This window comes from Bosea vaviloviae, from assembly GCF_001741865.1.
Classification (GTDB): Bacteria; Pseudomonadota; Alphaproteobacteria; order Rhizobiales; family Beijerinckiaceae; genus Allobosea; species Allobosea vaviloviae.
This window is the reverse complement of sequence record NZ_CP017147.1, coordinates 1,434,519-1,451,932: the sequence shown is the minus strand read 5'-3', so window position 1 is coordinate 1,451,932 and position 17,414 is coordinate 1,434,519. Positions and strand designations below refer to the sequence as shown.

The 17,414-nt window shown below is 66.1% G+C and carries 16 protein-coding genes; 13 read left to right on the top strand and 3 right to left on the bottom strand.

Annotated elements, in window-relative coordinates:
- Positions 1 to 316: 316 nt before the first annotated feature.
- The 5 genes from BHK69_RS06825 to BHK69_RS06805 all read left to right on the top strand — a co-directional run bounded on the left by BHK69_RS06825 (position 317) and on the right by BHK69_RS06805 (position 5,563).
- Positions 317 to 940: a helix-turn-helix domain-containing protein gene (locus tag BHK69_RS06825; protein ID WP_199579057.1), complete on the top strand. Its 624-nt coding sequence runs from the start codon at positions 317 to 319 to the stop codon at positions 938 to 940.
- A 59-nt stretch (positions 941 to 999) separates the two neighbouring features.
- A complete protein-coding gene (locus BHK69_RS06820) occupies positions 1,000 to 2,328 on the top strand; it encodes an NAD(P)/FAD-dependent oxidoreductase (RefSeq protein WP_069689439.1) in 1,329 nt (442 codons plus the stop codon).
- An 88-nt stretch (positions 2,329 to 2,416) separates the two neighbouring features.
- Positions 2,417 to 2,761 (top strand): RidA family protein, encoded by a 345-nt coding sequence (locus tag BHK69_RS06815; protein WP_069689438.1) that lies wholly within the window; start codon positions 2,417 to 2,419, stop codon positions 2,759 to 2,761.
- A 41-nt stretch (positions 2,762 to 2,802) separates the two neighbouring features.
- Positions 2,803 to 4,149 (top strand): amidase, encoded by a 1,347-nt coding sequence (locus BHK69_RS06810; RefSeq protein WP_069689437.1) that lies wholly within the window; start codon positions 2,803 to 2,805, stop codon positions 4,147 to 4,149.
- An 88-nt stretch (positions 4,150 to 4,237) separates the two neighbouring features.
- Positions 4,238 to 5,563 carry an NAD(P)/FAD-dependent oxidoreductase gene (locus tag BHK69_RS06805; RefSeq protein ID WP_069689436.1) on the top strand — a complete coding sequence of 442 codons (1,326 nt, stop codon included), beginning with the start codon at positions 4,238 to 4,240 and terminating at the stop codon, positions 5,561 to 5,563.
- 181 nt (positions 5,564 to 5,744) lie between these two features.
- Here the strand turns inward: BHK69_RS06805 and BHK69_RS06800 are convergent, their stop codons facing one another.
- Positions 5,745 to 6,125, bottom strand: a complete 381-nt coding sequence (locus BHK69_RS06800) for a nuclear transport factor 2 family protein (protein WP_069689435.1) — start codon at positions 6,123 to 6,125, stop codon at positions 5,745 to 5,747.
- Positions 6,126 to 6,205: 80 nt separating this feature from the next.
- Positions 6,206 to 7,351 (bottom strand): acetylornithine deacetylase, encoded by a 1,146-nt coding sequence (gene argE / locus BHK69_RS06795; protein ID WP_069689434.1) that lies wholly within the window; start codon positions 7,349 to 7,351, stop codon positions 6,206 to 6,208.
- A 247-nt stretch (positions 7,352 to 7,598) separates the two neighbouring features.
- Here argE and BHK69_RS06790 point away from each other — a divergent pair, with 247 nt between their 5' ends.
- The gene (locus tag BHK69_RS06790; RefSeq protein WP_069689433.1) at positions 7,599 to 8,267 is read left to right on the top strand and encodes a haloacid dehalogenase type II; all 669 of its coding nucleotides are present in this window, start codon (positions 7,599 to 7,601) and stop codon (positions 8,265 to 8,267) included.
- Between the two features lie 5 nt (positions 8,268 to 8,272).
- Positions 8,273 to 9,745 carry an aldehyde dehydrogenase family protein gene (locus BHK69_RS06785; protein ID WP_069693435.1) on the top strand — a complete coding sequence of 491 codons (1,473 nt, stop codon included), beginning with the start codon at positions 8,273 to 8,275 and terminating at the stop codon, positions 9,743 to 9,745.
- A gap of 286 nt (positions 9,746 to 10,031) precedes the next feature.
- Here the strand turns inward: BHK69_RS06785 and BHK69_RS06780 are convergent, their stop codons facing one another.
- Positions 10,032 to 10,985: a LysR family transcriptional regulator gene (locus tag BHK69_RS06780; protein ID WP_069689432.1), complete on the bottom strand. Its 954-nt coding sequence runs from the start codon at positions 10,983 to 10,985 to the stop codon at positions 10,032 to 10,034.
- 233 nt (positions 10,986 to 11,218) lie between these two features.
- Here BHK69_RS06780 and BHK69_RS06775 point away from each other — a divergent pair, with 233 nt between their 5' ends.
- The 6 genes from BHK69_RS06775 to BHK69_RS06750 all read left to right on the top strand — a co-directional run bounded on the left by BHK69_RS06775 (position 11,219) and on the right by BHK69_RS06750 (position 17,253).
- The gene (locus BHK69_RS06775; RefSeq protein WP_069689431.1) at positions 11,219 to 12,304 is read left to right on the top strand and encodes an ABC transporter ATP-binding protein; all 1,086 of its coding nucleotides are present in this window, start codon (positions 11,219 to 11,221) and stop codon (positions 12,302 to 12,304) included.
- 61 nt (positions 12,305 to 12,365) lie between these two features.
- On the top strand, positions 12,366 to 13,070 hold the full coding sequence (locus BHK69_RS06770) for an HAD-IA family hydrolase (protein WP_069689430.1): 705 nt from the start codon (positions 12,366 to 12,368) through the stop codon (positions 13,068 to 13,070).
- Positions 13,071 to 13,076: 6 nt separating this feature from the next.
- A complete protein-coding gene (locus BHK69_RS06765; protein ID WP_069689429.1) occupies positions 13,077 to 14,390 on the top strand; it encodes an NAD(P)/FAD-dependent oxidoreductase in 1,314 nt (437 codons plus the stop codon).
- A gap of 103 nt (positions 14,391 to 14,493) precedes the next feature.
- The gene (locus BHK69_RS06760) at positions 14,494 to 15,504 is read left to right on the top strand and encodes an ABC transporter substrate-binding protein (protein ID WP_069689428.1); all 1,011 of its coding nucleotides are present in this window, start codon (positions 14,494 to 14,496) and stop codon (positions 15,502 to 15,504) included.
- A gap of 100 nt (positions 15,505 to 15,604) precedes the next feature.
- Positions 15,605 to 16,468, top strand: coding sequence for an ABC transporter permease (locus BHK69_RS06755; protein WP_244548420.1), 864 nt, complete (start codon positions 15,605 to 15,607; stop codon positions 16,466 to 16,468).
- Entirely contained in the window at positions 16,465 to 17,253 is a 789-nt protein-coding gene (locus BHK69_RS06750; protein WP_069689427.1) for an ABC transporter permease, read from the top strand. Before BHK69_RS06755 ends, BHK69_RS06750 begins: the two co-directional genes overlap by 4 nt.
- Positions 17,254 to 17,414: the final 161 nt, after the last annotated feature.

The window sequence follows — 17,414 nt, the reverse complement described above, 5'->3', positions numbered from 1 at the left end:
CGCCAATGGGTTGCTGACGCGACGCCTGCCCGACGTCGTGGCCTGCCGGCATTCGTGGACGCTCCAGTCGGGGAGGCTCAGGAACAACGTCGGCCCCGACGATTTTCATTATATTGATTTTCTCGTCAAGGCATTCCGCGTCATCCCGCACTGCCCTCCGTCCGGAAGCTCGGAATGAAAGCATGGAGAATGCGCAGTTTTGTACAATTTTTCCGCCAATCCATGAATTTTTGAAGCGATATCGATGCTCTTCCGATTGCGTCGGCACAACCGAGCCCCTATGATTCAAATTCACTAAGATGGAAATTTGAGCACGATGCCTGCAAATAGTGCGCGCGACATCAAGGCGGACGAGGCGATGACGCCTCCGGAAGGTGGCGCGAGGCAGATCGGAGAGCGGCTGCGCAGTCTGCGGGCGGAGCGCAACCTCACCATTCTCGATCTCGCGGCAAAGGCTGGCGTCTCGGCCGGCATCATCAGCCAGATCGAACGCGGCAACTCCAACCCGTCGATGAAGACGCTGCAGCGCATCAGGGCCGCGCTCGGCGTGAACCTCTGGGAATTCCTGGAGCAGCGTGAGCCACAGACGACGCAAGACCCGCCCTTCGTACGGCGCGGCGCACAGCGGCCGCGCATCGTCGTCGGCGAGACGCGGCTGGTGAAGGAACTGCTCTCGCCCCGCAATGACGAGAATCTGCGCTTCATGATCGTGACGCTGCCGCCGGGCGGAATCAGCGAGGACGTGCTCATCGGCACCGGGCAGAAGGGCGGCTATGTCATGTCGGGAAGCATCGAGCTGACCGTCGGCGAGCGCACAGCCAGGCTTGCCGAGGGCGACAGCTTCCAGTTCAAGAGCGATGCCCCGCACCACATCGCCAACCGCTCGGATGCGGACGCCAAGCTGCTCTGGATCATGAGCGTCCTCGACACGCATCTTTAGAACCCAATTTAGAGCCCAACCCTTCTCCCGAAATACGCCACGCCAAGGAAAGCCAGCCCATGTCGCCTCCGGTCACGCGCATTCGCAGCGATGAGACGCTGCCGAGTTCAGCCGATGTCGTCGTGATCGGCGGCGGCATCGCCGGCATCACCACCGCCTATCATCTCGCCAAAAAAGGCCATTCCGTCGCGGTGGTCGAGAAGGGCTATGTCGCGGGCGAGCAATCGAGCCGGAACTGGGGCTGGTGCCGCCAGCAGAATCGCGACCTGCGCGAATTGCCGCTGGCCCAGCGCGCCATCGAGATGTGGAACGGGCTCAACGAGGAACTGGGCGCGGATACCGGCTTCCGGCGCACCGGCCTGGTCTATGTGACGACCAAGCAATCCGATCTCGACGCCTGGTCCAACTGGACCGACAAGGCGCGCGAGATGCAGATGCATAGCCGCGTGCTCTCCGCCGCCGAGGCCAAGGCGATGTCGCCGGGCTCGACCGAGAACTGGATCGGCGGCATCCATTCGCCGACCGACGGCAAGGCCGAACCGGCGCTCGCCACCCCGGCCTTTGCGGAAGCGGCCCGCAGGCTCGGCGTGACGATCCATCAGGATTGTGCGGCGCGTGGGCTTGAGACCTCGGCGGGCCGTGTCTCGGCAGTCGTGACCGAGAAGGGCACGATCCGCACCAGCACCGTGCTGGTCGCCGGCGGCGTCTGGACCTCGATGTTTTGCCGGCACCACGGCATCGACATGCCATTGGCCGGCGTGCAGTCGACCTCGTTCTTCACCGCGCCGGCACCCGAGGTCACCGTCGGTGGCATCTCGACGCCGGACATCACCTTCAGGCGCCGGCTCGACGGCGGCTACACGATCGGCATCAGCGGGCGCGGGCTGCTTCGGCTCAGCCCGCAGGGAATGATGTACGCCAAGCCGTTCTGGCCCACCTTCAAGAAGCGCCACAGGCTGTTGACCATCCGCGCCGACAAAACCTTCTTTTCGGGCCCCGAGGCCCTGATGCGCTGGAACAATGACAGCATCTCGCCTTTCGAGACGATGCGGACCTACGACCCGCCGCCGCAGGAAAAGCTGATCAGCTTCGCGCTGAAGCGCATCGGCGAGATCTATCCGCAGCTCGCCGATGTGAAGATCATGCACAAATATGGCGGCCTGATCGATTTCACGGCCGATTGGGTGCCGGTGATCTCGGCCATCGACAAGCTGCCGGGCCTGCATGTCTCGGCCGGCTTCAGCGGCCATGGCTTCGGCGTCGGGCCGGCGGCCGGCCGGCTCGCGGCCGACATCATCGCGGGCGACGCGCCGATCGTCGATCCCCACCCCTATCGCTATAGCCGCCTCGTCGATGGCAGCGATCTCGGCGAACCCGGATTGATGTGAAAGCGGGCAGCGCACTGTCCCCAGCTACCTCTTTTTCCTTCCCCGGCCGTTCGCCTCTGCGGCACGGCCAATAACGGACACGACCACTATGATCACCCGTCACGAGAAGAGCGCCCGGCTCAGCCGCGTCGTCGTCGCCAACGGCTTCGCCTTCCTCTCCGGCATCACGGCCAAGGATCGCAGCGGCGGCGCCAAGGAACAGACCGCCGACATCCTGGCGCAGATCGACCATTTCCTGGCGCTGGCCGGCACCAGCAAATCGAAGATCGTCACCGCCAATATCTGGCTGAAGGACATCGGCGCGTTCAACGAAATGAACGCAGCCTGGGACGAATGGGTCGACCCCGAAGCGCCTCCGGCGCGCGCCACCGTCGAGTCCCGCCTTGCAGCCGAAGCGATTCTCGTCGAAATCCAAGTTCAGGCCCTGGTCTGACGCAGATCGTGCTGCGAGGGTGGGCGAAGGAGACGGACGAGATGCGCACCCTGCAGGACACCGCCAAGGCACTGGCAAACGAGACGCTCACCGCCCGCGCCCTCGTGGAGGAATGCCTGGCCAAGATCGCCGACCCCGCCGGCGAAGGCGCACGCGCCTTCATCTGCGTCTCGGCGGATGCAGCCCGCAGCTCCGCCGACGCGCATGACGCGCTGCGGCGCGCCGGCCGCGCAGCCGGCCCCTTCGCCGGCATCCCCTTCGCGGTGAAGGATCTCTACGACGTCGCCGGCGAACGCAGCATGGCCGGCTCGCGCGCGCTCGCCGATAGCGCGCCGGCAAAAGCCCATGCGCCGACGATCGCGCGCATGCTGGCGGCCGGATTCATCCCCATCGGCCGCGCCAACATGACCGAATTCGCCTATTCCGGCATCGGCGCTAACCCGCATTACGGCACGCCGCTCAGCCCCTGGGACCGCACCTCGCGCCGCATTCCGGGCGGCAGCTCGTCAGGCTCGGCCGTGGCGGTCGCGGATGGAATGGCACTCGTCGCACTCGGCAGCGACACCGGCGGCTCCTGCCGCATTCCAGCCGCGCTCTGCGGCATCGTCGGCTACAAGCCGACCGCGCGGCGGGTGCCGCTCGACGGCGTCATCCCGCTTTCGGGCAGCTTGGATTCGCTCGGGCCGCTCGGCGCCAGCGTCGGCTGCTGCGCCATCGTCGACGGCGTGCTGGCGGGCGAGACGCCTGCCTTGCCCGCAGCGCGGCCCGCGTCGGGCCTGCGCCTGGCGATCCCGACCCAGATCGTGCGCGACGGCATGGATGCAGCGGTCTCCGCCGCCTTCGACAAGGCGATCACGCGATTGAGCGGGTTTGGGGCGCGCATCGTCGAAATCGATTTCGCGCCGCTCTCCGAGATCGGCCAGGCGATGGTCATAGCCAAGGGTGGCTTCGCGGCGCCCGAAGCCTTTGCCTGGCACCGGGCGTTGCTGGCGAGCAAGGGCGATCTCTACGATCCACGCATCAGCAGCAGGATCGCGACCGGCGCGCAGATGCTGGCCGCAGACTATTACAATCTGGTTCAGGCGCGGCGCGATATCATTGCGGCGATGGATGCGCAGACGGCCGAATACGACGCGCTGGTGATGCCGACCTGCCCGATCATCGCGCCGCGCCTCGACGAGCTCGCCGGGGATGCCGAGTATTTCCGGCTCAACGCGCTGCTGCTGCGCAATCCGAGCCTCGGCAATTTCCTCGACCGCTGCTCGATCAGCCTGCCTTGCCACGAGCCCGGACAAGCGCCGGTCGGACTGATGCTGACGGGCGAGACCGGCGGCGATCATGCCTTGTTTTCGATCGCGGCTGGGATCGAGGCCGCCCTGCGGCATTGAGACCGACGCAGACGCAAAGATGATCCAATGCCGGCAGCCGCTCGCGCGCTAACGTCGCGACGAGACTGTCCCCCGGAGCTTTGGATTCATGTCACCGACGATCGAACGCATCGCCAGCGACGAGCGCCTGCCGACCGAGGTCGATGTCGTGGTCATCGGCGCCGGCATCGTTGGCAGCGCCGCGGCCTATTATCTGGCGAAGCGCGGCCATTCCGTCGCGCTGCTGGAGAAGGGCGTCGTCGGCGGCGAACAATCGAGCCGCAACTGGGGCTGGTGCCGGCAACAGAACCGCGATGCGCGCGAATTGCCGCTCGCCATGCGCGCCATGGAATTGTGGGAGCGCTTCAACGGCGAGATCGGCCGCGATATCGGCTTCCGGCGCAGCGGGCTGGTCTATGCCAGCAACGATGCCAGCCAGATCGCGCAATGGGAGAAATGGCGCGGAACGGCCCAGCAATTCGGCATCGACACGCGCATGTTGTCGGGTGCCGAGGCCAGCGCCATGACAAGCGGCACCGGCAAATCCTGGCTCGGCGGCGTGCATTCGGTCAGCGATGGCAAGGCCGAACCAGCCCTGGCCGCTCCGGTGCTCGCTCATGGCGCAAGGCTGAACGGCGCGACGATCCATCAGGATTGCGCCGCGCGCGGGCTCGACATCACCAATGGCGCCGTCACGGGCGTGATCACCGAGAAGGGATCGATCCGGACCCGGTCCGTCATCCTGTCCGGCGGCGCCTGGGCTTCGGCCTTCTGCCGCCGCCATGGTCTTCGCTTCCCCCAGGCGAGCGCCCGCCAGTCAATTCTGCGGACGGAGATCGCGCCGCAACTGCTCGATGCACTCTATACGCCCGACTGCGCGCTGACACGCCGGCTCGACGGCAGCTATACGATCGCGATCAGCGGCAAGGCGACGCTCGATGTGACGCCGCAGGGCCTGCGCTATGCCCGCGACTTCATGCCGATGTTCGTCCGGCGCCTGAAGGCGCTGGAGTTTGGCATCGGCCCCTCCTTCTTCAAGGGGCCCGAAGCCATGATGGGGAACTGGGCCTTCGACAAGGAAACGCCGTTCGAACGCATCCGCGTGCTCGATCCCGCCCCCAGCCGCAGCGCCATCGCATTGACGATGGCGCGGGCACGCGCGCTCTATCCCGCGCTCAAGGATGTCGGCGTCCGCGAAAGCTGGAGCGGTTATGTCGATTCGACGCCGGACGCCGTGCCGGTGATCTCGCCCGTCGCCGGGCTGAAGGGCTTTGTGCTCGCGGCCGGCTGCAGCGGACATGGCTTCGGGCTCGGGCCCGGCATCGGCCATCTCGCCGCCGACCTGGCAGTCGGAGACACGCCGATCGTCGATCCCAGCCCCTTCCGGCATTCACGATTGATCGACGGTTCCAAGGGCGAGATCGGCGAATTCTAGAGCCCGCCGTCATTCTCGGGCTTGACCCGAGCATCTCGTAATGGAGGAGCCTGCCTTTGCCGACGCCTCTTCCGGCCCGAGATTCTCGGGACAAGCCCGAGAATGACGCTCTACGATGGATCTGCGCGGCTGCGCCGCTTGTCCAGGATGACGGCGAGGTTCCGAGGCAAGGCAGTATTGCCTACCCCGGCTCGACCACGCGCCAGGCCGTGGCCGTGTCATAGAAGAAGCGCTCCTCGATGATGCGATCGCCGCGCCAGCGCTGGATCGCGAGCTCCTCGAGCCGCCGGGTCACTCCGCTCTGGTCGGTCGCGTCGAACACCCAGTTGATCACCACCCTGTCGCCATCGACGAGGACGGCGCGGGCGGGGTGGGTGTGCATTCGCTGCAATCGGGCCAGGGCCTTGGCCTCATGGGCCATCAGAACATCTCGTCCCCGGCGTGGCTCGGTTGCGTTCTCCTGCATGGAGGCGTCCTCGCAGTAGAAGTCCCGGATGGCGCCGACATGATCGCCACTGACGACGGCGGCGACGAAGGCCTCGACACGCTTGCGCTCAGGCATGCGCTACTCCTTGCTGATGATCTTCAGCAGTCTTCTACTCCGATTTTGCCAGGCGGCATCGCTTGAAAGCGCAGGGTCGGTCAGGCAGCCAGCGTATCGGCAAGCCGTGAGATCATCGCCATCGCACCCGCGAGTTCGCCGTCGGTGATGTATTCCTCCGGCTTGTGGGCGCGGTTGACGTCGCCCGGCCCGCACACGATCGCAGCGATGCCCGCCGCCTGATAGAGCCCGGCCTCGGTGCCGAAGCTGACCGCCTGCTGGCGCTTCATCCCTGACGCCGTCTCGGTCAACGCGACCAGCGGATCGGCCTCGTCGAGATCGAGCGGCGGGTAGTTGCTCATCGTCTCGAAGCCGAAGGCGACGCGATGGCCGGTCTTCTCGGCTGCCTCGCGAATGCGCTCGGCCTCCCCCGGCAGGAACGCCAGCAGGCCAGCAGGCTCCTGGCCGGCGATGGCGCGCGCCTCGATCTCGAAGACACATTGCGCCGGCACGATATTGATGCCGGTGCCGCCATGGATGGTGCCGACCTGGATCGTCGAATAGGGCGGCGCGAAGGCGGGCGCGAACGGACCTGCCACGGCATGCCGCAGCGCCTCATCCTGCACGGCGGCGATCAGTTGCGCGGCATAGTGGATCGCGTTGTCGCCGAGGTCGGGGCGGGAGGAGTGCCCGGCCTTGCCGTCGACCGTGACGCGCTGGGCGATCTTGCCCTTGTGTCGCAGCACGGGATGCAAGCCGCTGGGCTCGCCGACGATGCAGCCCACCGGCTGCGGACAGAGCTCCGGCAGCCTCGCGATGAGATGGCGCACACCGACGCAGCCGACCTCCTCATCATAGGACAAGGCGATATGGACAGGGCGCGCCAGCTTGCGCGAGACGAGACCGGGCACGCTCGCCAGCACGCAGGCGACGAAGCCCTTCATGTCCACAGTGCCGCGCCCGATCAAGCGCTCGCCATTGCGCCGCAAGCTGAAGGGATCGCCAAGCCAGCCCTCGGGAGCCGCCGGCACGACGTCGAGATGGGCCGACAGGATGATGCCGCCGGGAACACGCGGCCCGATCGTGGCGAAGAGGTTCGAGCGGTCTCCCTCCGGCCCGGGCAGGACCACGCTCTCGACGCCGTAGCCGGCAAGAAAGCCGCGGACATGCGCGACGATCGCGCCGTTCGGCGTACGGCATACGGACGGAAAGGCCACGAGATCGGCCAGCACGGCTTCGACAGTCATTGAGTATCCGCCATCAGGTCATAGGCGCTCGGTCGAGCGGCGATGGCAGGAGCCTAACAGAGCCCACCGGCCATCCCGCGCATCCTTTCGCCTGCTGCGGCAATCCATGCCGAACCGGGCCATCTGATCGGCAGAATCTTCGTTGGACCGGACGCGATTCCACCTCCGTGCCTGTGCGTCCGCCCTAATCTTTGATGAAACGCGGCGGATTGGGCCGTCGCGGCCACATCCGAAGACGAGAGACGCAATGAGCACCGCTCGGCCGAAATTCATCACCTTCGACTGCTACGGCACGCTGATCGATTTCCAGATGGGGCCGGCCGCGCGGCGGGTCTACAGCTCCAGGCTGACGCCCGAGGTGATGGACGGGTTCTACGAGAGTTTCCGCGGCTATCGTCTCGACGAGGTTCTCGGCGCCTGGAAGCCGTTCGTCGAAGTCGTCCACAACGCGGTCGAGCGCAGCTGCAAGGCCTGGAACGTGCCGTTCGATCCGGCCGACGCCCAGCGGATCTATGACGAGATTCCGAGCTGGATTCCGCATCCCGACGTGCCCGCGGGCCTCGCCAAGGTCGCCAAGGAAATCCCGCTCGTCGTCCTCTCTAATTCGATGACGGACCTTATCCCCTATTCCATGGCCAAGCTCGGCGCGCCCTTCCATGCCGCCTATACGGCGCAGGAGGCGCAAGCCTACAAGCCGCTGCAGCGGGCTTTCGAATACATGTTCGACATGCTGGGCTGCGGTCCGGCCGACGTCATGCATTGCTCGTCGAGCCTGCGCTACGATCTGATGACCGCCTACGACATGAAGATCGGCCAGCGTGTCTTCGTGAATCGCGGCCATGAGCCGGGCATCGATTCCTACGGCTATCACGAGATCAAGGACATTGGCGGCTTGCCCGGCCTGCTCGGGCTTTGACGCGCATGCGCGATTTCAATCCCGACAGCGTCGCCTTCGCCAAGGGCCATTTCATCGCCGGCGCCGTCATCGATGAGCCCGGCGAGCGATTATCCGTCGCAAGACCATCCGACGCGGTGGATTATGCGGAATTGCCGGTCGCGTCGGTCGAGACGGTCGATCGCGCCGTCAAGGACGCGACCGAGGCGGTGAAGCGCAGCGGCTGGGCGACGCGGCCGCCGCGCGAGCGGGCGCGCGCCATGCAGCGCTGGGCCGAGCTGATCGAGGCAAAGGCCGAGGAGCTCGGGCAGCTGGAAGCGCTGGGCTCGACCCGGCCGATCGCCCAGGCCGTGACCGGCGACGTGATGGGCACGGCGGAAGGCATCCGCTTCTTCTCCGAATATGCCGACAAGCTCGGCGGCGAGGTCGCGGCGACACGGACCGACCATTTCGGCATGATCGTCTCCGAGCCCTATGGCGTCGTCGGCGCGATCACGCCCTGGAATTTCCCGCTCAGCATGGCGTCCTGGAAGGTCGGCCCGGCGCTGGCGGCGGGCAACGCCATCGTGTTGAAGCCCTCCGAGCTGACGCCGTTCTCGACCGTGCGGCTGGCACAACTCGCCGTCGAGGCCGGTATTCCTGCCGGCATCTTCAATGTCGTGCAGGGCACGGGGGCGGTCACCGGCGATGCGCTGAGCCGCCATCCCGGCATCGCAAAGCTCTCCTTCACCGGCTCGACCCGCACCGGCATCGCGATCATGAAGGCAGCGGCCGAAAGCGGCATCAAGCCGGTGACGCTGGAGCTCGGCGGCAAGAGCCCGCAACTGGTCTTCGCCGATGCCGATCTCGACAAGGCGGCCGACTGCATAGCCGGCTCATTGATCGCCAATGCCGGGCAGGCCTGCGTCGCCGGATCGCGCCTGATCGTGCAGCGGCAGGTCGCTGACGCGCTGGTGGCGGCGTTGAAAAGCCGGCTCGCGCACGTGGCGCCCGGCCCGACCTGGAAATCCTCGACCGGCTTCGCACCGATCATCTCGGAATTGCAGGCGCGCCGGATCGACACCATCCTGGCGCGCAGCCGCGAGCAAGGCGCCGAGCTGCTGCTGGGCGGCAGCCGGATCGAGGGGCATGGCGGCGCGTTCTACCAGCCGACCCTGCTCGCGGGCGTCACGACCGAGAATGCCGCCGTGCGTGAGGAAATCTTCGGCCCGGTCCTCACCATCCAGAGCTTCGAGACGGAGGAAGAGGGTTTCGCGCTCGCCGACCATCCCGAATACGGGCTGGCGGCCGGCGTCTACACCGCCGATCTCGGCCGGGGCCTGCGGGCCGTGCGCCAGCTCAAGGCCGGCACGGTCTGGATCAACCGCTATAGCCGCACGCTCGACTTCATCCTGCCGACCGGCGGCTATAAGAGCTCCGGCATCGGCAAGGATCTCGGCCGGCAGGCTGTCGAGGCCAATCTGCGGCATAAGACAGTGCTGATCGATATCGGGGCGTGAGGCTTCCGTCGGCGCCGCGCGGCCCTCTTCCCTTCTCCCCCATCAAAGTCGGCTGTTGCCGACTTTGACACTTTGGATTGCCCATCTCGGGCAAGCCGAGATGGCTGGGAGAAGGTGGGCCGGCGAAGCCGGGTCGGATGAGAAAAGGAACCGCGCCGGAGCAAGACTTCCCTCATCCGTCAGCGCTACGCGCTGCCACCTTCTCCCCCAGAGGGGAGAAGGCCTCCCCGCGCCCTCTCCGTCAGCTCTAAGCATGACGGCGTAGGAGCATGACATTGATTCCGCTCTAATAGCTCGCCCGCAGCAGGCCGAGGGCGGGGTGAAGCTTGTCGATCGCCTCGATCTCGGCGCGCAACTCGGCGATGATCCAGTCGCGGATCTCTTTCACGATCGGCCGGGCCGGACGGTTGGGCGGCGTCACCAGCACGCAAACACGGGCTCCCGCCGTCAGCCGATCGGAAGCCGGCGTCAGCGCACCCGAGATCAGCGCATGCGAGACGACCGTGATCCAGCCGAAGGCGATACCCTGCCCAAGCAGCGCCGCCTGCACGACGACGGCATAATCGGAGAGGCTCAGCGTCTTGACCGGGCCGGAGCGGCCGGTGGCGAAGGGCGGATACTGGCTCGGCCAGTCCAGCGGGCTGTCGGTCAGCTGGATGATGGTGTTGCCGTCGTCAGTGGAGCCCGGTCCTGCCGATCCAGGCCGACAATAGCCCGGGCTGCAGACCGGCAGCATGACTTCACGGATGACGAGCGAGCCGGGTTGGACAACCTCGTCGGCTGCTGCGAAGCGCATGCCGAGATCGACATTCTCGACCGGGCCGCGCAACGACCCGGCGATCATCTGGAAACGCAGATCAGCGGCCGGAAAGCGCCTCTGGAAGCGGTCCATGCGCGGCATCAGCCAATGCGTGGTGAAGGCCGAGGAGACCGAAAGGGTCACCGTCTCCTTGCCCGCGCGCAAGTGCTCGATCTCGCGCAACCCCACCTCGATGCTGCGGAAACCATCGGAGACGCGACGGTACAGCGTCTCCCCCTCCGGCGTCAGGACCGCGCCCTTGCCGCCGCGCTCGAACAGCCGGACGCCGAGATAACTTTCGAAGCGCGCCAGCATGCGGCTCACCGCCGGCTGGGTGACGTTCAATTCATCCGCCGCGCGCGTGAAGCTGCCGCCCCGGGCCGCCGCCTCGAACACGAAGAGCGCATTGCTAGACGACACCATGCGGCGCAGATCCGACATTACATGAAGTTATGACCTTCCTGATTATTTGGCAATTGCCGTCTCCTGCCGAAACCCCTTTCATGACCCTGTCGAATGCAGCTTGCGGCGACGGGTTCACAGAGGCCCGCGCCACCAGATGGCATGTTCGGGACGGCACCGCCAGGCCATAAGCCAGCCTTATGGCGTAGCCTGAAATCGGTCCTTGTCCGCGCGCGCCAGCAGCCGCTGTATTCATGACGGGAGGGTTTGGAATGGCAGAGTTGGGTGGCGAGCGCGTCGAAATCCGGTCCGCGAGCAAGATCTACGGATCGGTGCGGGCGCTCGACGACGTATCGCTCGATGTCGCGCCCCATGAATTCGTCTCGTTGCTCGGCCCTTCCGGCTCGGGCAAGACCACTTTGCTCGGCATCCTCGGCGGTTTCATCCAGCCTTCGGGCGGGTCGATCCATTTCGGCGGGCGCGACGTCACCTTCACCCCGCCGCACAAGCGCGACATCGGCATCGTCTTCCAGAACTACGCGCTGTTTCCGCATATGAGCGTCGGCGAGAACGTCGCCTTTCCCCTGCGGGCACGGCGACTGCCGAAATCGACCTATGCCGAGCGCGTCAAGGGCGCGCTCGCGATGGTCGATCTTGCCGGCTATGAGGAGCGCGGCATCGCCCAGCTCTCGGGCGGCCAGCGCCAGCGCGTCGCGCTCGCCCGCGCCATGATCTTCGAGCCGCGCCTGATCCTGATGGACGAGCCCTTGTCGGCGCTCGACAAGCAATTGCGCGAGACCATGCAGATCGAACTGCGCCAGCTCCACAAGCGGCTCGGCGCCACCATCATCTATGTCACGCATGACCAGCGCGAGGCGCTGACGATGAGCGACCGCGTCGCCATCCTGAAGGACGGCAAGCTCGTCCAGATCGACGCGCCGACGCGCCTGCACGACCACCCGGCCAACGCCTTCGTGGCGAGCTTCATCGGCGAGGCGACCTTGCTGCCGGTCACGCGGATCGATGCCTCAAGCGTCGCGCTCGCAGGCGCAGTGCTGAAGACCAGCCGCCCGATCGCGCCTAGCGGTGATCTCGTACTGGCGATCCAGACCGAGAAGCTGCTGATTGAGGACGGTACCGGCGCGCCCGAGCGCAACCGCTTCTCGGCCCGCGTGACCGATGTCGTCTTCCAGGGCGAGAGCCTGCGCGTCTTCCTCACGCTCGACGACGGCGCCGCCTTGAGCCTGCGCCAGCCCAGCCATTACGAGGCCGCCCGCCGCATTCCTCCGATCGGCGAGCGCCTCGCAGTCAGCCTGCATCCGCAGGACACGATCATCGTCCCGAAAACGGACGGCTGATCGAGCCTTTTACCCTTCCAATCGTCCAAATCCTTCCAACGATCCAAGAGAAGTCGACGCCATGGCGCTCAGTGATTTCAAGGTTCTCACATTCGATGTCGTCGGCACGCTGATCGACTTCGAAAGCGGCGTTCTCAATGCGGTGCGCCGCATCGGCGGCCCAGCGGCGGCGAAGCTGAGCGATGACGAGATCTTCGCGCCCTATCTCAGGGGGCGCGAGCTCAACTACGAGCGCTCCAGCGAGGTGATGAAGCTGGTCTACATCCACCTTGCCAAGGAACTCGGCCTGCCTGCCGACGAGACCTCCGCCGACTCCTTCCAATACGCCATTCTGCAGCATCCGGCCTTCCCGGATTCCGTCCAGGCGTTGGCGCGGCTGCGCAAGCACTACCGGCTGGTCGCGATGACCAATGCCGACCGCTCGACCTTCACCTTCTATTCGCACACGCTCGGCAACCCGTTCCACGACAGCGTCACCGCCGACGAGGCGGTCCATCCCAAGCCTGATCCGCTGTTCTTCGCCTTCAACCGCGGCCGCCAGTCGGCCTTCGGCTACAAGCAGGAGGAGATCCTGCATGTCGCCCAGAGCCAGTATCACGACATCGGCGTCGCGAAATCGCTCGGCTACAAGACCTGCTGGATCGAGCGGCGCCAGGGCCAGAAAGGTTTCGGCGGCACGCCGGCCGTGCCGGAACTGACCAGGCCCGACTATCATTTCCCGACCCTGGCGGCGCTCGCCGACGCGGTCGAGGCCGAGACGGCGTAAGCGCCGGTGTCCAGCGGAGCGCCCTGGCAGGCCCTCGATCCGGCGCCGTCGCTCTGGCAGGCGACGGCCGCGCCATTGCGCGACCTGCCGCCTCTGCAGGGCGACGCGCAGGCCGATGTCGTCATCATTGGGGCGGGCTATACGGGGCTGTCGGCAGCGCATCACCTGGCGCAAAGCGGCCTCCAGCCGATCGTGCTGGAGGCCAACCGGCCGGGCTGGGGCGCAAGCGGGCGCAATGGCGGCGTCATCACCGCGAAGTTCCGCATCTCCTTCCCCGCCATTGCCGCTGCTTATGGCCGCGACATGGCGCGGCGCATGTACGATATCGCGCTTGAGGCGACCGATATCGTCTCCGAGCTCGTCGATGAATTCGGCATCGAGCACGCGGCCCTGACACGTTCAGGCCAGGTCAAGGCGGCGCATAACCACGAGACCCTGAACTACGCCATCACCGAGGCGCAATGGCTGAAGGCCGAGCTCGGCGACACCACCATGTCGGTGCTCGACGCCGATCAGGTGCGCGAGGAGACCGGCTCGGACGGCTTCGTCGGCGGCGTGCTCAATGCCGGCTCCGGCGGCATCCACCCGCTGAACTACCTGCATGGCTTGGCCAGGGGCGTCACCAAGCGCGGCATCGCGATCCATGCCGGGACGCCGGCCTTGCGGCTGCGGCGCGAGGGCAGCGGCGTGCTGGTCGAGACGCCGGGCGGGACGGTCCGGGCGCGGCAGGCGATCATCGCCACCAACAGCTATTCCGAGCTGACCCCGGCGACGGCCGCGTTCCGCACCACGCTGATCCCGTTCCGCAGCGCCATCATCGCAACCGAAAAACTCTCGCCCAATCTGGCAGCGAGCGTGATGCCGACGCGGCGAACCTATACCGAGACCAAGCGGATGATGCGCTGGTTCCGCGTGGTCGACGACCGGGTGGTCTTCGGCGGACGCGGCGCCTTCGGGAAGCAGGATTCTCCCGCTGCCTTCCGCGCCCTGCACAAGGCGATGACCGGCATCTTTCCGCAGCTTTCGGAGGTGCCCCTGGCCTATCGCTGGTCCGGGCTGGTCGCGATGACGCTCGACTCGGTGCCCCATGTCGGGCGCCTCGACGACCGCGTGATGTTCGCCATGGGCTACAATGGCGCGGGCGTCGCGATGTCGAGCCTGATGGGGCGCTACCTCGCTGCGTTCGCGCGTGGCGAAGCGCCCGATGTCGGGCTGCTCGACGCCGCCCGGATGCGGCGCGTGCCGTTCTACCCGCTTCGAGAACCGGCCGTCCGCATGGTCGCCGGCTGGTATCAGTTTCTAGACGCGATCGGACGGTAGCTCGAAGATCCGATCCAAAAACAGGGGACTAGACATGCTTAAGCACGATTTGGCCAAACGACGCGTGAACACCCGGCTTGCTTGCGCTACTGCAGGTTTCGCCATGGCGCTGATGAGCACGGTCCCGGCATTCGCCGCCGAGCAGATGCTCTTCGTCTCGCAGGGCGGCGCCTATCAGAAGGCGCAGACGATCGCGATCCTCGACCCCGCCGCCAAGAAGCTCGGCATCACCATCAACCAGGACAGCGTGCCCGACGCCTGGCCGATCATGCGCTCCCAGGTCGCCACGGGTAAACCGACCTGGGACGTCGTCGACGTCGCCACCAATTTCTGCCTGCGCGGCGGCGAGCAGGGCATCGTCGAGAAGCTCGACTTCAGCAAGATCCCGAACGCGGCGGCAATGCCGGCGGAATATCGCAGCGACTACTCCATCGCCTACGAATTCTATTCCAGCGTGATGGGCTACAGCCTGAAGAAATTCCCGGACGCGGCCACCGCGCCCAAGACCTGGGCCGATTTCTGGGACGTGAAGAAGTTCCCGGGCCGGCGCTCGCTGCGCAACAACCCGCTCGCCACGCTCGAAGCCGCGCTGATGGCCGACGGCGTCGCACCCGACAAGCTCTACCCGCTCGATGTCGACCGCGCCTTCAAGAAGCTCGAGGAGATCAAGCCCAACATCACCGTCTGGTGGACCTCGGGCGCGCAATCGGCCCAGCTCCTCAACGATGGCGAGGTCGATATGGTGATGGCCTGGAACGGCCGCATCAGCGCGCTGGTCAAGGAAGGCGCCAAGGTCACCTACACTTATAACCAGGGCATCCTGCAGAGCACCTCGCTCTGCGTGCTCAAGGGCGCGCCGAACCTGCCGACCGCGATCAAGTTCCTGAACGAGGCAGTCGACCCGGTGCATCAGGCCAATCTGCCGATGCAGATCGATTACGGCCCGGCGAACCCGAAAGCCTACGACACCGGCGTGATCCCGGCCGCGCGCGTCAAGGAACTGCCGAGCGCGCCGGAGAATGCCAAGGCCCAGGCGCTGATGTCCTATGCCTGGTGGACCTCGGCCGCCGGCGAAGCGGCGGAAAAGCGCTGGCTCGCCTTCGCCCAGAAGTGAGCAGCCGACAGACGTCATTCTCGGGCCGCGCCAGGCGCGGACCCGAGAACCTCTTGCAGGAAATGCTCGGGTCGAGCCCGAGCATGACGGGAGAGACGAGATGAGCGCGATCGACCCATCCCTCCGCTACCTGCGCCGCGAACAGGGGCTGATGCTCCTGCTCGCCTCGCCGGCCGTGATCGTGATCGTGGCGCTCGTCGTGCTGCCCGTGGGCTGGCTGATGGGCCAGTCCTTCTATGATGGCGGCTTCACGCTGGAGCACTACAAGCGCATCTTCAGCGAGGACATCTATTGGCGCAGCTTCCTGCTGACCTTCCGCATCGCGTTCACGGTCACGGTCCTGACGCTCATCCTCGGCTATCCCGTCGCCTATGCCGCCGCCCATGCCAAGCGGCCCTGGGACATGCTGATCCTGTCCTTCGTGATCCTGCCGTTCTGGACCAGCGTCCTGGTGCGCGCCTATGCCTGGCTCGTGCTGCTGCAACGCACCGGCGTGGCCAATCAGGTGCTCGAACGGTTCGGACTGATCAGCGACCCGCTGGCGCTGGTGCATAACGAGCTCGGCACGGTGATCGCGACCGTCCACATCCTGCTGCCCTTCATGGTGCTGCCGCTCTACTCGACCATGCAGAAGATCCCGCGCGAGTTGATGCTGGCCGGGGCGAGCCTCGGCGGCGGGCCGCTCCATACCTTCCTGCGCGTGTTCCTGCCACTGTCCCTGCCTGGCGTCGTCGCCGGGCTGACGCTGGTCTTCGTGCTGACGCTCGGCTTCTACATCACGCCGGAGCTGCTCGGCGGCGGCCGGACGATCATGATCTCGATGGTCGTGAGCCGGAATGTCGAGCTCTACAATCAATGGGGCGCGGCGAGCGCGATCGGCGTCGTGCTGCTCGTCTGCGTGCTGGCGATCTTCATGTTGGTCAGCCGCATCATCCCGCTCGACAAGATGCTGGGGCAGAAATGAACCGTCCTCTCCTCCCGCGTCTCGCCTTTTGCCTCTTCGTCGGGCTGGTGCTGGCCTATCTGATCGTGCCGCTCGCGATCATCGTGCCGATGTCGTTCTCCGGCACGCGCTTCCTGACCTTCCCGCCGCCGTCCTTCTCGCTGCGCTGGTATGAGGAGTATTTCGGCAACCCGGCCTGGATGCAGGCGACCAGGGTGAGCCTGACGATCGCGGCGCTGACGGTGGCGCTCGCGACGCCGCTCGGTGTAGCCGCCGCCTATGCCATCAGCAATTCGCAAAGCCGGCTGATGCGCTCGTTCCACATGGTGCTGATGCTGCCGCTGATCGTGCCGATCATCATCATCGCGATCGGCATCTTCTTCGTCTATGCGAAGGTCGGCCTGATCGCGACGCTGCCCGGGCTCGTTCTCGCCAATGTCATGCTCGGCCTGCCCTATGTCATCACCTCGGTGGTCGCCGGGCTGCAGAGCTTCGATCCGGCGCAGGAGATGGTGGCGCGCAGCCTCGGCATGAACCGCCTGCGCGCCTTCCTCACCGTGACGCTGCCGCAGATCAAGGCCAGCGTCTTCGCCGGCGGCATCTTCGCCTTCATCTCGGCGATCGACGAGACGATCATCTCGCTCTTCGTCTCGGGCGGGCAGTATCAGACGCTGACGCGGCGGATGTTCACCGCGCTGCGCGACGAGATCGACCCGACCATCGCCTCGATCTCGACCTTGCTGACGGCGGCCTCCTTCGTGCTCGTGCTGCTGGCGATGAGCGGGCAGAAGAAGGCGGCGGCGTAGCCGTCATTGCGAGCGCAAGCGAAGCAATCCAGGGGGCGGCAGCGCTCTACGTCCCCTGGATTGCCTCGTCGCTACGCTCCTCGCAATGACGGATGACGCGGCGGCGTCAGTGGCGCCAGTCCTAATGGCGATAATAGGCTCCCTGTCCGTGAGCACCGGAA

What these genes read in the sequence shown, in the direction of transcription:
- BHK69_RS06805 (WP_069689436.1), top strand. Translation starts at nt 4,238, where the DNA reads ATGTCACCGACGATCGAACGCATCGCCAGCGACGAGCGCCTGCCGACC.
- BHK69_RS06750 (WP_069689427.1), top strand. Translation starts at nt 16,465, where the DNA reads ATGAACCGTCCTCTCCTCCCGCGTCTCGCCTTTTGCCTCTTCGTCGGG.
- BHK69_RS06825 (WP_199579057.1), top strand. Translation starts at nt 317, where the DNA reads ATGCCTGCAAATAGTGCGCGCGACATCAAGGCGGACGAGGCGATGACG.
- BHK69_RS06770 (WP_069689430.1), top strand. Translation starts at nt 12,366, where the DNA reads ATGGCGCTCAGTGATTTCAAGGTTCTCACATTCGATGTCGTCGGCACG.
- BHK69_RS06815 (WP_069689438.1), top strand. Translation starts at nt 2,417, where the DNA reads ATGATCACCCGTCACGAGAAGAGCGCCCGGCTCAGCCGCGTCGTCGTC.
- BHK69_RS06810 (WP_069689437.1), top strand. Translation starts at nt 2,803, where the DNA reads ATGCGCACCCTGCAGGACACCGCCAAGGCACTGGCAAACGAGACGCTC.
- BHK69_RS06775 (WP_069689431.1), top strand. Translation starts at nt 11,219, where the DNA reads ATGGCAGAGTTGGGTGGCGAGCGCGTCGAAATCCGGTCCGCGAGCAAG.
- BHK69_RS06755 (WP_244548420.1), top strand. Translation starts at nt 15,605, where the DNA reads ATGAGCGCGATCGACCCATCCCTCCGCTACCTGCGCCGCGAACAGGGG.
- BHK69_RS06790 (WP_069689433.1), top strand. Translation starts at nt 7,599, where the DNA reads ATGAGCACCGCTCGGCCGAAATTCATCACCTTCGACTGCTACGGCACG.
- BHK69_RS06820 (WP_069689439.1), top strand. Translation starts at nt 1,000, where the DNA reads ATGTCGCCTCCGGTCACGCGCATTCGCAGCGATGAGACGCTGCCGAGT.
- BHK69_RS06800 (WP_069689435.1), bottom strand. Translation starts at nt 6,125, where the DNA reads ATGCCTGAGCGCAAGCGTGTCGAGGCCTTCGTCGCCGCCGTCGTCAGT.
- argE (WP_069689434.1), bottom strand. Translation starts at nt 7,351, where the DNA reads ATGACTGTCGAAGCCGTGCTGGCCGATCTCGTGGCCTTTCCGTCCGTA.
- BHK69_RS06780 (WP_069689432.1), bottom strand. Translation starts at nt 10,985, where the DNA reads ATGTCGGATCTGCGCCGCATGGTGTCGTCTAGCAATGCGCTCTTCGTG.
- BHK69_RS06785 (WP_069693435.1), top strand. Translation starts at nt 8,273, where the DNA reads ATGCGCGATTTCAATCCCGACAGCGTCGCCTTCGCCAAGGGCCATTTC.
- BHK69_RS06760 (WP_069689428.1), top strand. Translation starts at nt 14,494, where the DNA reads ATGGCGCTGATGAGCACGGTCCCGGCATTCGCCGCCGAGCAGATGCTC.